The sequence below is a fragment of the Labrenzia sp. THAF191a genome, from assembly GCF_009363335.1.
GTDB classification, from domain to species: Bacteria; Pseudomonadota; Alphaproteobacteria; order Rhizobiales; family Stappiaceae; genus Roseibium; species Roseibium algicola.
Genome location: NZ_CP045333.1, coordinates 5,810,763 through 5,826,026 on the forward strand (window position 1 = coordinate 5,810,763; position 15,264 = coordinate 5,826,026).

Annotated in this window: 14 protein-coding genes and 1 tRNA gene; 7 read left to right on the forward strand and 8 right to left on the reverse strand. The window is 60.2% G+C overall.

The features are described from left to right. Window position 1: 1 nt before the first annotated feature. From FIV05_RS26685 to FIV05_RS26710, 6 genes are all read right to left on the reverse strand, one after another. Entirely contained in the window at window positions 2-2,359 is a 2,358-nt protein-coding gene (locus FIV05_RS26685) for a heavy metal translocating P-type ATPase (RefSeq protein ID WP_152511599.1), read from the reverse strand. Window positions 2,360-2,456: 97 nt separating this feature from the next. Continuing rightward, window positions 2,457-3,167 (reverse strand): ABC transporter ATP-binding protein, encoded by a 711-nt coding sequence (locus FIV05_RS26690; RefSeq protein WP_152511600.1) that lies wholly within the window; start codon window positions 3,165-3,167, stop codon window positions 2,457-2,459. Then, window positions 3,167-3,898 carry an ABC transporter ATP-binding protein gene (locus tag FIV05_RS26695; protein WP_152511601.1) on the reverse strand — a complete coding sequence of 244 codons (732 nt, stop codon included), beginning with the start codon at window positions 3,896-3,898 and terminating at the stop codon, window positions 3,167-3,169. Before FIV05_RS26695 ends, FIV05_RS26690 begins: the two co-directional genes overlap by 1 nt. After that, window positions 3,895-4,818 carry a branched-chain amino acid ABC transporter permease gene (locus tag FIV05_RS26700; protein WP_152511602.1) on the reverse strand — a complete coding sequence of 308 codons (924 nt, stop codon included), beginning with the start codon at window positions 4,816-4,818 and terminating at the stop codon, window positions 3,895-3,897. Before FIV05_RS26700 ends, FIV05_RS26695 begins: the two co-directional genes overlap by 4 nt. Beyond that, the gene (locus FIV05_RS26705) at window positions 4,815-5,678 is read right to left on the reverse strand and encodes a branched-chain amino acid ABC transporter permease (protein ID WP_062489850.1); all 864 of its coding nucleotides are present in this window, start codon (window positions 5,676-5,678) and stop codon (window positions 4,815-4,817) included. Before FIV05_RS26705 ends, FIV05_RS26700 begins: the two co-directional genes overlap by 4 nt. Before the next feature lie 59 nt (window positions 5,679-5,737). Continuing rightward, complete coding sequence (locus FIV05_RS26710; RefSeq protein ID WP_173013958.1) at window positions 5,738-6,931, reverse strand: amino acid ABC transporter substrate-binding protein; 1,194 nt, start codon at window positions 6,929-6,931, stop codon at window positions 5,738-5,740. Between the two features lie 212 nt (window positions 6,932-7,143). Between FIV05_RS26710 and FIV05_RS26715 the strand changes: the two genes are divergently transcribed. The 4 genes from FIV05_RS26715 (at window position 7,144) to FIV05_RS26730 (ending at window position 10,961) form a co-directional block, all read left to right on the forward strand. Beyond that, window positions 7,144-7,845 carry a GntR family transcriptional regulator gene (locus tag FIV05_RS26715; RefSeq protein WP_173013959.1) on the forward strand — a complete coding sequence of 234 codons (702 nt, stop codon included), beginning with the start codon at window positions 7,144-7,146 and terminating at the stop codon, window positions 7,843-7,845. 35 nt (window positions 7,846-7,880) lie between these two features. Beyond that, a complete protein-coding gene (locus tag FIV05_RS26720) occupies window positions 7,881-9,329 on the forward strand; it encodes an aldehyde dehydrogenase (protein WP_152511605.1) in 1,449 nt (482 codons plus the stop codon). Window positions 9,330-9,600: 271 nt separating this feature from the next. Then, window positions 9,601-10,416, forward strand: a complete 816-nt coding sequence (locus tag FIV05_RS26725; protein ID WP_152511606.1) for a hypothetical protein — start codon at window positions 9,601-9,603, stop codon at window positions 10,414-10,416. Between the two features lie 197 nt (window positions 10,417-10,613). Continuing rightward, window positions 10,614-10,961 (forward strand): SMR family transporter, encoded by a 348-nt coding sequence (locus FIV05_RS26730; RefSeq protein WP_023001663.1) that lies wholly within the window; start codon window positions 10,614-10,616, stop codon window positions 10,959-10,961. A 100-nt stretch (window positions 10,962-11,061) separates the two neighbouring features. On the opposite strand, the gene FIV05_RS26735 is transcribed toward FIV05_RS26730, so the two are convergent. Continuing rightward, window positions 11,062-11,148, reverse strand: a tRNA-Leu gene (locus FIV05_RS26735). A gap of 178 nt (window positions 11,149-11,326) precedes the next feature. Between FIV05_RS26735 and FIV05_RS26740 the strand changes: the two genes are divergently transcribed. Beyond that, complete coding sequence (locus FIV05_RS26740) at window positions 11,327-12,301, forward strand: complex I NDUFA9 subunit family protein (protein ID WP_152511607.1); 975 nt, start codon at window positions 11,327-11,329, stop codon at window positions 12,299-12,301. A gap of 200 nt (window positions 12,302-12,501) precedes the next feature. Further along, entirely contained in the window at window positions 12,502-13,764 is a 1,263-nt protein-coding gene (locus FIV05_RS26745; RefSeq protein WP_152511608.1) for an MFS transporter, read from the forward strand. Window positions 13,765-13,793: 29 nt separating this feature from the next. On the opposite strand, the gene FIV05_RS26750 is transcribed toward FIV05_RS26745, so the two are convergent. After that, window positions 13,794-14,030: a DUF1127 domain-containing protein gene (locus FIV05_RS26750; RefSeq protein ID WP_023001666.1), complete on the reverse strand. Its 237-nt coding sequence runs from the start codon at window positions 14,028-14,030 to the stop codon at window positions 13,794-13,796. A 149-nt stretch (window positions 14,031-14,179) separates the two neighbouring features. On the opposite strand from FIV05_RS26750, the gene FIV05_RS26755 reads away from it, so the two are divergent. Continuing rightward, complete coding sequence (locus tag FIV05_RS26755) at window positions 14,180-15,208, forward strand: WYL domain-containing protein (RefSeq protein ID WP_152511609.1); 1,029 nt, start codon at window positions 14,180-14,182, stop codon at window positions 15,206-15,208. The last annotated feature ends 56 nt before the right edge of the window (window positions 15,209-15,264 follow it).

The window sequence follows — 15,264 nt, forward strand, 5'->3', positions numbered from 1 at the left end:
CTCAAAGCTTCAGCGTGCGCAGTCGCAGCGCGTTGCTGATAACCGAAACCGAAGACAGGCTCATGGCGGCGGCGGCCAGCATCGGAGACAGCAGTATGCCGAAGACCGGATAGAGCACACCGGCCGCCACAGGCACACCGACCGCATTATAGACGAAGGCGAAAAAGAGGTTCTGCCGGATGTTGCGAACCGTCTCGCGGGCAAGTTTCCGGGCGCGCAGGATGCCTTCCAGGTCGCCCTTGAGCAGCGTCAGTCCGGCGCTTTCCACCGCGACATCGGCTCCCGTGCCCATGGCAAGGCCGACATCGGCAGCAGCCAATGCGGGCGCATCGTTGACACCGTCACCAGCCATGGCAACCGTTGCCCCCCTGGACTTCAGGTCTTCAATGAGCTTTTTCTTGCCTTCCGGCAACACACCGGCGTGAACCTCGTCAATCCCCAGCAGCTTGGCTACGGCGTCTGCCGTGCGGGGCGCATCGCCCGTTGCCATGACGATCCTGATACCGTCGTCATGCAGGGCGCTTATGGCTGCCCTGGCATTTGCCTTGACCGGATCCGCAACGGCGATAAGCCCAAGAAGCTGCGCTGCCTCACCAACCTCCTGCACCAGATACATCACCGTCTTGCCCAGCTCAGCCAGTTCTTCGGCACGATCGCCAAGATCGGACAAATCGGCGCCACTTTCGCTGGCAAAAGCGGCGTTGCCAAAAAGAACGACGGCATCATCGACCCGTGCACGCACGCCCTTCCCCGTGACGGCTTCGAAGTTTTCTGCCCTGGGCAGTTCCAGCTGCTGATTTTTGACTGACCCGAGGATCGCTTCGGCAAGCGGGTGTTCCGAGCCTTTTTCAAGCGCACCGGCCAGTCGCAGAAGCTCCATTTCGCTTTTGCCGGCGGCCGGAACGATCTCATCGACAACCGGCTTGCCTTCGGTAAGGGTTCCCGTCTTGTCAACGACGATCGTATCCACCGCCGCTAGCCGTTCCAGACCTTCGGCAGTCTTTACCAGAACGCCGGCCTGCGCGCCTCTGCCTGTTGCCGTCATGATCGACATCGGGGTGGCAAGGCCGAGTGCACACGGACATGCAATAATGAGCACCGAAACGGCTGCGACAACCGCGTGAACGAACGCAGGGCTTGGACCTGCGAACAGCCACACCACGAAAGCAAGCACCGCCACGCCGAGTACAGCAGGCACGAAATATCCTGCAACGCGATCGGCCAGCCCCTGGATCGGGGCGCGTGAGCGTTGCGCCGAGGCAACCATGTCGACGATCTTGGACAGCATGGTGTCCGCACCAACCAGCTCCGCCTCCATGGTGAAAGAACCGGTCTTGTTGAGCGTTCCACCGGTCACCTTGTCTCCCGGGTTCTTTTCGACCGGAACCGGTTCCCCGGTGACAAGGCTTTCATCGACGGATGAGCCCCCCTCCTTGACCACGCCATCGACCGGAACAGCCTCGCCTGGGCGAACGCGCAACAGATCCCCTGCAAGGATATTCTCCAGCGGTGCGTCGTATTCGTCACCCTCGGGTGTAATCCGCCGGGCTGTCTTGGGGGCAAGGTCCAGCAGGGCGCGGATCGCGTCGCCCGTGCGTTCCCGGGCGCTCAGTTCCAGCACCTGACCGACAAAGACCAGCGCGATAATCACCACCGAAGCCTCGAAATAAACCGGCATGTAGCCCTCCGGTCCCTTCAGCGCATCCGGGAACAGGAAAGGCAGGAAAGCGGCGATCATGGAATAGAGATAGGCCGCGCCGACACCGATCATGATCAGTGTCCACATGTTGAAATTGCGGGTGACCAGAGATGCCCAGCCCCGCTGGAAAAAAGGCAAGGCTGCCCATAGAACTACCGGCGTAGCCAGCAGGACTTCCAGGTAGATCGCAACGCCTTCGCCGATCCAGTCACGGATCGGCACGCCTACCATCGGCCCCATGGTCAGGATCAGAAGCGGGACAGCCGCCAGGGCGCTGACCCAGAGCCTGCGGGTGAAATCGACCAGCTCATGGTTGGGCTCGTCGGAAACGCCGCTCTGCGGTTCCAGTGCCATCCCGCAAATCGGGCAGGTTCCCGGACCTTCCTGGACGATTTGCGGGTGCATGGGGCAGGTATAAAGCGCGCCCTTGGCGGACTGTTCCGCCTCCATCGCCTTTTTCTTCCCGCTATTGCCGGACACGTAGAAATAAGGATCAGCCTCGAACTTGTCGTGACACTTCGGACTGCAGAAGTGGAACTCCTCGCCCTTGTATTTCAGGCTCGGCTTGCCTTTTCCAAGAGTAACCGACATGCCGCAGACCGGGTCCGTGACCTTGCCTGCCTCGCCAGTCTGGTTCGGCTGGATCGCTGTATCCTGCATGATGTTCGCCCTGATGGATCTTCGATCTCCCCATCAGATAGGCCCTCCAGTTGCTGGAAGGTCAAGGCGGGCAATTGCTTATTCTCCGAGCCGTCGTTTATCCCGATCCGAGATAGGCTTTCTGTACGGCCGGATCATTGAGCAGGGCAGATGCCGTATCAGCGCCTGTGATCAGGCCGTTTTCAATCAGATACCCCCTGTCCGCGATCGCCAGGCTTCGCTTGGCATTCTGTTCGACCAGAAGGACGCCGATGCCGGTTTCCCGGATGCGCGACAGGTTCTCGAAGAGTTCGCCCGACAGGAGTGGCGACAGGCCAAGGGACGGCTCGTCCAGCATCAGGATGTCCGGGTTCGACATCATGGCGCGACCGATGGCCACCATCTGCTGTTCGCCACCCGACATGGTTCGGGCGGTCTGGTTGCGCCGCTGTGCCAGCTTCGGAAAGAGAGCAACCACCTTTTCCAGATTCTGCTGCCGGCTTGCTCGCGCCCGCTCCGGATAGGCACCCAGCATCAGGTTTTCCCAGACACTGAGATCGCCGAATATGCCGCGGCCTTCCGGCACGAAGGCTATGCCAGCCTCGACGATCCTGTCCGCTTTCATCTGGCGAAGGGATTGGCCAGCCAGTGCCGCCTCACCACTGACCGTTCCTTCACTGATCCCGGCGATGGCCCGCAACAGCGAACTCTTGCCGGCCCCGTTTGCGCCGAGAATGACGACGATCTCGCCTTTCGATGCGGTCAGGCTGACACCCTGAAGGGCTGCATGAAGACCATAGGTGACAGTGAGCCCGTTGATATCCAGCATCAGCCGTCCCCCAGGTAGGCCCGGATGACTTCCGGGTCGGAAAGCACGTCTTCCGGTGTGCCTTCGGCAATCCGGGCGCCGGAGTTGATCACCAGGCACCGGTCGCATAGCGAGCGGATGGCGTCCATGACGTGTTCGACAAGAATGATCGTCCGCCCCTCCTGGCGCAGGCTGGCAATCAGATCGATGCCGACCGTGAGTTCGGACGGATTGAGACCGGCGAGCCACTCGTCCAGAAGAAGGACTTCCGGTTCACTTGCGAGCGCGCGGGCAAGTTCCAGCCGCTTCTGGTCGATGTAGGTCAGCGCGGAGACCGGCTTGCCACTTTGCCCTTCAAGACCGACCCTTGCCAGAAGCTCCATTGCGAAGGTTTCAACCTCCTTGCCCCAGCGCCTGGCATGGCCGAAGACGCCGCCGGCGATGACGTTTTCCAGCACGGTCAGCTCCGGCAGAATGCGGACAAGCTGGAAGGTTCTGGAAACGCCAGAGCGGGCAATTTCGTGGGGCTTTTTCCTGGTCAGATCCTGCCCCTTGAGAATGATTGCCCCGGAGCTCGGCTTCAGGGCGCCGGAAATCATGTTCATGGTCGTGGACTTGCCGGACCCGTTCGGTCCGATCAGCCCCATCACCTCGTGCTCGAGTACCTGGAAACTGACATTGTTGACTGCAACAAGACCACCGAAGCGCTTGCTGAGGCTTTCCACGTGAAGGATCGGTTGTCCTGGTGTCATGACGACCTCCCTGCCAGAAGCTTGCCGAAAAGACCGGTGACACCATTCGGCAGGAAATAGACGATCAAAAGAAAGGCGAGCCCCAGAACCAGCGTGGTGGCATTGGGGAAAGAGACAGAAATCACCTCCCACAGGAGTGTGAAGGGAAGAACGCCCAGAAGCGGGCCGTAAAGTTTCCGCGTGCCGCCCAGAAGAGCCATGATGACAACGACAAAACTGAGTTCCGGCGAGAACACGACATTGGGTTCGATGTAGTAGTAGCGCGGTGCGACGATGGCGCCGACGAGAGCGGCGACGAAGCCGGTGGTCATGAACATCAGGACCTTGGTGCGCGCGGTGTTGATGCCGACATGACGCGCCACGGCCTCGTCATTGCCGAGAATGCGCAGCGCGAACCCGAGTCGCGACCGCCCAAGCCACCAGCCGAACACGAACACGGCGGCAAGAACGGCAAGCAGCATCCAGTAGATATGCGTTTCATCCAGGTCGGTGAGCACATAGAGCCCGCGGCTGCCGAGAAAATTGTTCTGCACCCAGCTGACGAGGTTGCGGACCATTTCCGCAAGACCGAGCGTGAAGATGACGAAATAGACACCGGACAGGCGCAGGGTTGCCCAGCCGATCAGCGCGGCGAGCGCTGTCGCGACAACGGGAGCGAGTGCCGCCATGGCCCAGAAGCTCTGGTCGTAGTCGCTCATGCCGAGGCCGACCAGATAGCCACCGATGCCGAAAAAGGCGCCCGTCGACAGGGCAATGTAATGGGTCGGCCCGGAAAACAGCGACCATGAAGTGGCAAGGGCGGCATACATGAGAACGGTAACGGCGATCGACAGCCAGTAGCCGTCTGCAACAAAGGGAACGCATGCGGCGGCAGCCAGAAGCGCTGCGGCGCCGGGCATCGCAAGGGCTGAATTGTTCATGCAGGTCTCCTGCCAAACAGACCCTGGGGCCGAAACAGGAGAACAAGCAGAAAGATCGTGTAGGCAGCAGCCAGGGTCAGCCCCGGATCTATCAGCGTCGCCACGGCGGTTTCCACCACGCCCAGGATGAGCGCAGCCACAATCGCCCCGCGAATGTCGCCGACCCCGCCCATGATCACGATGATCAACGCCTTCATGGTGAAAATGACACCGAACGACGGATCCAGCGTGACGAAGGTTGAAATCAGCACGCCCCCCATCGCCGTGATCGTGCCACCGATGGCAAAGGCCAGCGCGCTGATGCGTTCGACGTTGATGCCGACAAGACCGGCGGCCATCGGACTGACGGCAACAGCCCGGACAGCCAATCCGGCGTTGGACCGGTTCAGCCAGAGATAAAGCGCCAGACTGATGGCCACGGCCCCGCCGAAGGCAACCAGCCGGTTGGCGGCAACCGTCGTTCCGGCAACGTCCACCGGAACGGCAAGGAAGGAATAGGCAAACAGTTCCGGATAGATCAACACCATGGTGCCCACCAGAATGAAAGCCATTCCGAAGGTTGCCAGAATGGAGTCCACCTCCAGCTGGCCCTGCGTTTTTGCCCGCCGGACAAGCGGCAGAAGCAGGACGCGGTAAACCAGCCAGCTGGTTGCGAACGCCAATGGCGCCACGAGGAACACCGTGATCAGCGGACTTAAGCTAGCCGCGGTAAAGGCAAGAAACGACGCCAGTGCTCCCATGACCAGAACCTCGCCATTGGCAAGGTTCATGATCCGGGCGACGCCATATTGCAGATTGAGCCCCATGGCTATGAGCGCATAGGTTCCGCCCAGAAGCAGGCCGGAAATCAGGATGTCCATCTAAACTACCATCTCGCGAGACGATCCGGACCGGCCCGAGCCGGCCGGTCCGAAGGTCTTCAGTTCCAGCCTTCCTTGGCAACCGGCTCGACCGCAACCGGGACACCGACGCCGGCGACGGCATTGAACTGGCCGTCGTGCCACTGGCCCACCGTCCAGTAGTGCTTCGATTCATTATGCTTGTCGAAGCTGATCGTGCCGAGGGCGGTGTCGAAGCTGTTGGCCTTGATGTACTCGGTCACGGCCTCGCGATCCGTACTGTCAGCTCCTTCGATCGCCTGTTCCAGAACCTGCAGGCTGGCATAGTAGGTGGCTGCAGCCCAATATTCAGGCTGGTTGCCATGAAGCTCGTTGAAGGCCGCGCGGTATTCCGTCATCGGCTCCAGATCGAGATTGACGCCCCCTGCTCCGAGATTACCCTCGATCTTGCTGCCAAACTTGCCGGCGTAGGCGGGAAACGCTGTCGCGACAGCCGTATAGAACGCGCCGACATCGAGATTTTCAATGATCGCCTGCTCCGTCAGGGCAAAGGTATCCGGCGGATAGGAAAAGGCGATGAACGCATCCGGTTCGGTCGCCTTGGCACCCTTGACCACCGGGGACAGATCCGCCGTGCCGAGGGGGTAGGACTTGTCGAAGACAATCTCGTAGCCAGCCGCCGGCAGGACTTCACGGGCGACGGCCGCAAGCTCTATGCCGAAGGCATCTGCGACGTTGACCATGGCCACCTTGTTACCGATGGCACCGTTGTCACGAAGCTTGTTCAAGGTGTCGCGCAGGCCCTCGACAAAACCGGTCGTGTTGCCGAGGGTGAAGAACATGTTCGGAAACCGTTCGGATAATTCCTCGATCTCGTCGGTGATGTTGGTCACCGAGATTTGCGGATAACCGTATTTTGCGAAGATCGGCGCGGCTGCCGCGTTGAAACCGGTGCCCCAGGGCGTCAGCAGAAAATCGACTTCATCCTGCGTGGCGAGACGCTGCACCGCCTTGATCATCTCGGCCGGATTGGATTTGTCGTCATATTCGACCAGCTCCACAGGACGGCGCTCGCCGCCGACCATCAGGCCGCCGCGTCCGTTTACCTGGCTAACCCAGAGCTCCACATTCGGGCTGTGGCTGGCAGCATCACCTCCTGCCGCCGGACCGGTCATATGCACCACGCGGCCGATCTTGATCGGGTCCGCGGCAAAGGCCGTGGAGGCCAGCAGCGCCGCGGCAAGCGCGGTCGCTCCAAAAACTATTCTACGCATCAGAACTCCTCCCAGTCGCGCAGATCATGCGTTTGATCGCGCATCAATTTTGTATCCATAAATTTTCCACTTTGCAACATATTGCATCTAATAACAGTGATTTCAGAAATTTTGTAATGACAATGAGCTATTTTTGGATACATAAATATGAAAATGCTCATGATAAGGTCCATGCCCTCGAACTGGTATGGATCCGAAAATGGCAAGGACAGATGACGACCAAGGCAAATGAAACAGCCCCGTCCGACAAGCGCGTGCTGGCAGTTCTTCACCGCATGATCATGGACGGCTCGCTGGCACCGGGCTCGAAGATCAGCGAAGTGAGCGTTGCCGACATGTTCGACGTGTCGCGAACACCTGCACGGCTGGCACTGCGCGCACTGGAGGTGGAAGGTCTCATCAAGAAGCGTGACGGTCGCGGCTTCACGGTGCAGGAATTCAATCTGGGCGACATCAAGCATGCCTACGAGGTGCGCGGTGTGCTGGAGGGCCTGGCTGCCGGCACGCTTGCCAAGAGCGGCATGACCAAGGACGTCGAGGCGACGCTGAAATCCGTCATCAAGGACATGGACATTGCGCTAACCGACACATCGGCGGATGGTGACAAGATCTCGCGCTATCAGGACGGCAATGTCGCCTTTCACGAGACGATCATGCGCCAGTGCGGCAACGACTACATCGGCTATGCGTTCGATCGCATGGAAAGCCTCCCGATGCTCAAGCTGGGCACGGTGGTGTTCAGCGCCGACAAGGCCGAAGAAGACATGATGCGCCTGCGCCTGGGCAACATGCAGCACTGCCTCATCTTCGACGCGATCTCGAAACGCGACCCACAGCGCGCTGAATCGATCATGCGCGAACACGCCAACCAGACACTCGTCTACTCCGCCCTGTTCGCAGGCCCGGACGACTGACGGGACCAAACAAGACCAACACAACGGAGGATCCCATGGACTACGGCCTTTTCATCGACAACGAGGACCAGGCAGCCAGCAGCGCGGCTGTCTTCGAACGCAAGAACCCGGTCAGCGGCGAACGCGCCAGCGTGGCGGCAGCCGCGGTGGCGGCCGACGTCGACAAGGCTGTGCAGTCCGCGCAGGCTGCCTTTGCCGCGTGGTCGAAGACTGGCCCGAGCGAACGGCGCAAGATCCTCAACAAGGCTGCCGATCTCATGGAAGAACGCACGCCGCAGTTCGTCGAGGTCGGCATTCGCGAGACAGGGGCGACTGCGCCATGGCTCGGTTTCAACAACATGTTCGCCACCAAGATCCTGCGTGAAGCGGCCGCTTCCACCACTCAGATCAAGGGCGAGATCATCCCCTCCGACAAGCCCGGTTCCTTTTCCATGGGTTACCGCCAGCCCGTTGGCGTTCTGGTCGGCATGGCGCCGTGGAACGCTCCGACCATTCTGGGTGTCCGCTGTTTCGCGCTGCCGATTGCCTGCGGCAACACGGTGGTAATGAAAGCCTCCGAGAAATGCCCTGGCCTGCACAGGCTTCTGGGCGATGTCATGGCTGATGCGGGCCTGCCCAAGGGCGTCCTGAACATCCTGACCCATGATGCAGCTGACGCTCCAGAAGTGGTCAACGCGCTGGTCGACCACCCGCTGACGCGCCGGATCAACTTTACCGGATCGACCCGCGTTGGCCGGATCATCGCAGAGCGTGCTGCCAAGCACCTGAAACCCTGCCTTCTGGAACTCGGCGGCAAGGCTTCACTGGTGGTGCTGGACGATGCCGATCTCGACGGCGCGGTCAATGCGGCCCGGTTCGGCGCTTTCATGAACCAGGGACAGATCTGCATGTCCACGGAAAAAGTTGTTGTCGATCAGTCCGTTGCAGACGTCTTTGCGGAGAAGTTCGCGGCCAGTGCCAGCGCTCTCAAAGTGGGCGCGCCAACCGAACAGGTTCATATCGGCTCGGTTGTCGATCGCGACACGGTCGACCATGTCAAAGCCCTGATTGACGACGCGGTTGCGAAAGGCGCAAAGGTTCTGTGCGGCGGCGTGCCGGAGGAAGGCACCGTGATGGCTCCGACCATCGTCGATCTGGTAACACCGGAGATGCGCATCTACGGCGAGGAAAGCTTCGGTCCTGTCACCACGATGATTCGCGCCCGCGACACCGCCCATGCCATTGAGATCGCCAATGACACGGACTACGGCCTTTCGGCCGCTGTCTTCGGGCAGGATACCCGCAGGGCTCTTGAAGTTGCCAAGGACATCCAGTCCGGCATCTGCCACATCAATGGCCCGACTGTCTTTGACGAAGCGCAGATGCCTTTCGGCGGTGTGAAATCCTCCGGCTATGGCCGCTTCGGCGGTACGGCAGGCATCAACGAGTTCACGGAACTGCGCTGGATCACCATCGAAGACCCCGGTCAGGGCTATCCGATCTAATCCATCACCGGTAACTCGCCGCCTCCCCCCGAAAGTGTGCGGGAGGCGGGTGGGCCAAATCATTTTTTCACCAGAGGCCCCGCACCAAGGCTGCGCTGGTGCTGCACTGGGGCTGTGCCGGGGCCTGCTTCCTTTTCAAGGCCCGCCGGGCGGGACGCTGCGTCACCTGGCTCAATCAGGTGTGCCTTCACGCACTGTTAACCATAAATTGCAATACCTGACACACCAATAGCGCGCATTCCCGCGTATTCAGACAAGCGGTGTTTCAGCCATGAAAAGACTTTTGCAGTCCCTTCCGATTGCGGCCTTCCTTGCGCTTTCTTCGGCGCCCCTTGCCTCCGCTGCGGATGTCTACTCAGGGTCCGGCGAGCTCTATCAGCCATCGACGTTGCGCGGCAGCATCGGCCTGCGATACTGGTACAGCCAGTCGCGCTCCGATCTGGACAACAGCGGCTTCGACATTTCCAGCACGGACAATGTGACCTCGCACACCGCTGAACTGGTCGGAACGCTCGAGGACACGACGTCCAACACCTTCTTCAGGGGCTATGTCGGCCTCGGCAGGAGCGACGGCGGCGATGTGCATTTCTCCGGCTACGAGATGGACGAAACCGATGAGACCTCGCTCGGATATGTTGTTCTCGACGGCGGCTGGGGCTTTGCGCAATTTGCAAACAACCAGGTGCGGCTGAAAGGGTTCGTCGGCTACCAGTACCTGTCCGACGACGTTTCGGCGAAATACGGAAACCTGACCGTAGAACAGTCCCGGGACTGGCATGCGATCCGCCTGGGCATGACCGCTGAAGGCGACATCGGCCAACGCGCTGGCTGGTCCGTCGATGTGGCAGGTGTTCCCTGGAGCTACAACAAGATCGAAACCTGGGAAAGTGACTGGACCTATGGTCTGGAAGCAGATGCGATGCTGAATGTCGACCTGACCAAGAACTGGCAACTGGGCGTCGGCGGCCGCTACTGGTGGCTCCACTCGAATTTCGACCGCAGATATGTCGTCACTGGCGAGAAAGTGGTTCTCGACCAGAACTATCACCGCTACGGCCTGCTGCTGGAAAGCAAATACACCTTCTAGAGAGTGTCGCCTTCAACCAGAAGGATCGTGCATCGCGATTTGCGCCAGGCAGCTGCCCGGAAATAAAGCCCCAGCCTTCAGAAAGGTCCGCGCACGCGGGCCTTTTTCGTATAAACAGACGACACGAAAACCACTCGCTCCCTGAAAGGCCTTCGTACCTTCATCCGGAGCGCCTTCACCGCCTAAAAGAGCCTGAGATGCCGAACAGCCTCGCCGCCACCTATCTTTTTCTCGTCGCGGCCATCATCGCCGAGGTGATCGCAACTTCCGCCCTGGCAAAAACCGAAAATTTCACCCGCCTGCTGCCTTCGATCATCACCGTAGCCGGTTATGCGATCTCTTTCTGGCTGCTGTCCTATCCGATTCGCGTTTTGCCGACGGGAATCGTCTACGCAATCTGGTCCGGAGCGGGCATCGTTCTCATCACCATGGTCGCCTGGCTGGTGTTCGACCAGAAACTCGACCTGCCGGCCCTGATCGGCCTTGGACTGATCTTGTCCGGGGTCGTGATCATCAATGTTTTCTCGAAATCGGTAGGCCACTAGGCCAAAACGCCGAAGCGGCCCCAGAAACGAAAAAAGCTCCGGAAAACCGGAGCTTTTTTAGATTGTTCTGGACCTTGGTAGTGTGTCCAAAACCAAAATTTGGTGCCCAGGAGAGGACTCGAACCTCCACGCCCTTGCGAGCGCTAGCACCTGAAGCTAGTGCGTCTACCAATTCCGCCACCTGGGCTGTGAGGGGGGCTTGTAAGGGTGGTTCCGGGGCTTGTCAATCACTCTGTGTGACTTTTTTTATTCATTCGCAGCCAGCCCTTCACAGACCCGCGGCAAAGGGCTAAGAAACTCCCAGACTGAGCCGGCCAAATTCCAGGCCGCCTCTCCTTTTGGACGCGACAGAAGGCATTTTCAGGATGTCCACAGCACTTAACGGCAAACTCGTCACGGTTTTCGGCGGATCGGGATTCCTTGGCCGTCATATCGTTCAGGCGCTCGCCAAGCGCGGTTACCGCGTGCGCGCAGCCGTCCGCCGTCCCGATCTGGCGACTCATCTTCAGCCGCTTGGCGCCGTTGGCCAGATCATGCCGGTACAGGCCAACCTGCGCTATCGCTGGTCGGTTGACCGGGCCGTGATCGGCGCGGATGCGGTGGTCAACGCCGTCGGCATCCTGGCCCCCAGTGGCAAACAGTCTTTCGACGCAGTGCAGAGTTTCGGTCCGCGAGCAATCGCGGAAGCCGCGCGTGCTGCAGGCCTTGATCGGATCACGCATATCTCTGCCATCGGTGCGGACGCACAGAGCAGCTCCGCCTACGCCCGCTCCAAGGCGGTCGGCGAAGCCGGTGTTCTGGAAACCCTGCCCGGCAGCGTCATCCTGCGGCCATCCATCGTGTTTGGTCCGGAAGATAAGTTCTTCAACAAGTTTGCCGACATGGCCCGCTTCTCGCCGGTGCTGCCGCTGCTTGGTGGCGGCGAGTCCAAATTCCAGCCGGTTTATGTCTGCGACGTTGCCGAAGCGGTTGCCCGCGCTGTCGATGGCCAGCTTGCCGGTGGCACCACGTATGAACTCGGCGGCCCTGAAGTGAAAAGCTTCAAGTCTTGCCTGGAAGACGTGCTGGAAGTCACCCGCCGCAACCGCGTTCTGTTGCCGCTGCCCTTCCCGGTCGCATCTGCCATGGGCAAGGTTCTGCAGCTCTTCCCCTACGCGCCGTTCACCGCCGATCAGGTCGAGCTGCTGAAAACCGACAACGTGGTGTCTGACGAGGCAAAGGCGGAAGGCCGCACCCTGGAAGGCATCGGCGTTCCCCCGGCAACGCTCGCCGCCGTATTGCCGACCTATCTGGAACGCTACCGCGAACACGGCCAGTACGACGCGCACCGGCCGGCGTAACGCCTGCTTGCACATGAGTTCTTCGACGGGCCCTTCGGGGCCCGTTTTCTGTTGAATGAAACTTACCTGGTGCCGGGCGGGTATGCGCACGCCAACAGCCCGTCCGCACACAGAACCTTTCATCCGCCGCCCACCCGGCACAGCTTTTCGTTGCCGCATCCCGCTCCTTCGCCTACCGTCAAAACTGACGGGAGGCGCAGATGTCATTTCTTGCCAAGGTCACGTTACTTTTTGTTGTCTTTGTCGACCTGCTTGGTCAGGGGCTGGTGTTTCCGATCATCAATTCCCTGGTGATGGAACCGTCGACATCGATGTTGCCGCAGTCCACCAGCGACGCGATGCGCCATTTCGATTATGGCCTCATCATCGGCGTCTTCTTCTTGTGCTGGTTCTTCGGTGCGCCCTACATCTCCAAACTGTCGGACGTCATCGGCCGCAAGAACGCGATCCTGATCTGCCTGTTCGGCGCGCTCGGCGGCTATGCGCTCACCATAGCAGCGCTCTATCTCAACAGCTTCCTGCTCCTGATCCTGGGCCGTGCGATCACCGGGCTGACTGCGGGCAACCAGCCGATCGCGCAGGCCGCAATGATCGACGGCAGCACGGATGACGAGGACCGCAACCGGAACATGGGCTATATCATCACCGGTGTCAGCTTCGGGCTGGTCGGCGGCCCGCTGCTCGGCGGTCTCCTGTCCGACCCGGTCCTGCTTGGCGACCTGGCGAGCATCAAACTGCCGTTCTATGCCTGTTTCGTGCTGGTGCTGATTGCCATCCTGCTGGTGATATTCTCATTCAGGGATGCACACGACGCCGAGGCGGAGCGGCAGAAATTCGTGTTCCGGCCTTCGGAAATCCTCGAACTTCTATGGCGTATCCGGAAATATCCGACAGTGATGCGGCTGACGATGGTGTTCTTCTTCTTTCACGTCGCCAACCTGTCTTTCTACATCTTCGTCGACAACTACCTGACCAGCCGCTTCGGTTACGGCACGCTCGGCGGCTCGATGGTGATGCTGACGATCGGCATAGCCCTCGCCTTTTCCAGCACGTTTCTGGTGGTGCCGGCGCAAAAGCGGTTCAGCAAGGAAGCTATTCTGGGCATGACCTTCACGGTCTGGGCGGTGTCGGCGGCAGCTTTCATAGCCTCGCCCAACGCAATCCTGACCTATGTGCCGGTCTTCTGTTTCTACTTTGCCTTCGGCATCGCCTACCCGACGTTTCTCGGGCTTTATTCGGCAGCGGTCAGCGACAAGGAACAGGGCTGGGTCATGGGCGTGACCATCGCCGTCTTCACCTTGGTGGCGGGCGTGATCTCGCTGCTGGGCGGGGAACTGATCGGGCTTGATCTTGATCTGCCGTTCTACGGCGTGATCATCGCGGCTCTCACCGCGCTTGTGGTGATGTTCTTTGCCTGGAACAAGCCGGAGATAAAGGCATTGATGCGTGGATCGGGCGGCTGACAGGAGAACTTGCCAGCCGCCGGAAAAGTTTATCCACGGCGAGGCCCCAACTTGAAGCGGTCGTCGTGCAGCTCGCTGTAGCCGAGCTCTGTGCGTTGCAGGCCGATATCCTTCAGCTCACTCTCGTTCAGGCGAGAAAGTGCTCGGTTAGTTTCCCGGCGGCGAAGATAATTCCGGAACTCTGCCACACAAACACGAAGGGCAGAAAACAGAACACTGCGGCTGTTTGCGCGGCTGCGGAAAATGGTGTCGATCTCAAGGCTCATCTCTCTTCTCCTAAGGGCTGAACGCCCGTTCCTTCCTGGGGACGAGATGAGAATGACAAATCAATCCTGACAGCAGTGAGTCATGTTTGATCCCGTTCTGTTCTCAGGTTATGATTTTTTTGTCCCGACCTCACAGAGCCCGATTTTCCATGAACCCGATTGAACGCGCACTCGGCATCCTGCTTCTGCTGACCGGCGGCAAACTTGTCCCGGCAACCGTACTTGCCGAACGGTTTCACGTTTCCCACCGCACGATCTATCGCGACATCGACAGGCTGATCGCGCTTGGCGTGCCGGTGGATGCGGAGCGTGGTGCGGAAGGCGGCTACCGGCTTGCCAGCGGTTACCTTCAGCCACCCGTGGCGCTGACCCGTAATGAGACCGCTGCCCTGCTGGCAGCAATGGCACTGGTGCGCTCCAGCCGCACGGTACCGCTGGCAGACGATCTTGCGGCCGCGGAAAAGAAGCTGCTGGCGTCCCTGCCCAAAACGGTTCACGGGCTCTTGAAAGAGGCAGACAGGATCGTCGGCATCGAACCGATCCCGCCCGACATCTTTCATTCCGGCACTAAGGCGGAACCGACGGGCGACTGGCAGAAGGCCCTCGACGGATTCATGGCCGGTATCCTGGATGGCAAACGGGTCCGCTTCGAACACGTCAACCCCACAAGGCGGACCGTGAAAGCCCATGACGTCGAACCCTATGGGGTCATGTTCGACCGGGACCTTTGGTACCTGGCCGGACGCTGCGTCGATACGGACACGCTCAAGGTCTATCGGGCGGACCGGGTGCGGGATCTGGAAATCAGCGGGCTCTTTTTCCGGCCCGACAAGACCTTCTCCATCAAGAGCCTTCTTGGCGGGGCATGGCTGTCACAGGCGATGCGTCGCTGGGAGCAGGAAGAAGCGATTGCCGAGATCCTGATCACTGCCGCACAGGCCAAGAAGCTGAGCGCCGACTGGTATTACCGTCACGCTGTCTTCACACCGGCCGAAGAAGGCCGGATCCTCGTCAGCATCCCCTCTACCGAGCGGGCCCGCATATTGCCGCTCGTCCGCTGGCTCGGGCCGGGGGCGGAACTGCTAGGCCCGGAGGACCTTCGTCAGGAGCTTGCAAGCGAACTCGAGGCATTGACGGGCATCTACGCCGCCAAGAGACGGCTCAACCGCTCGGCCTGAGCCAAGCCCCCGTCACACACGCTCCGTCGTTCCGGACGCGCGCAACAAAAGCTGCG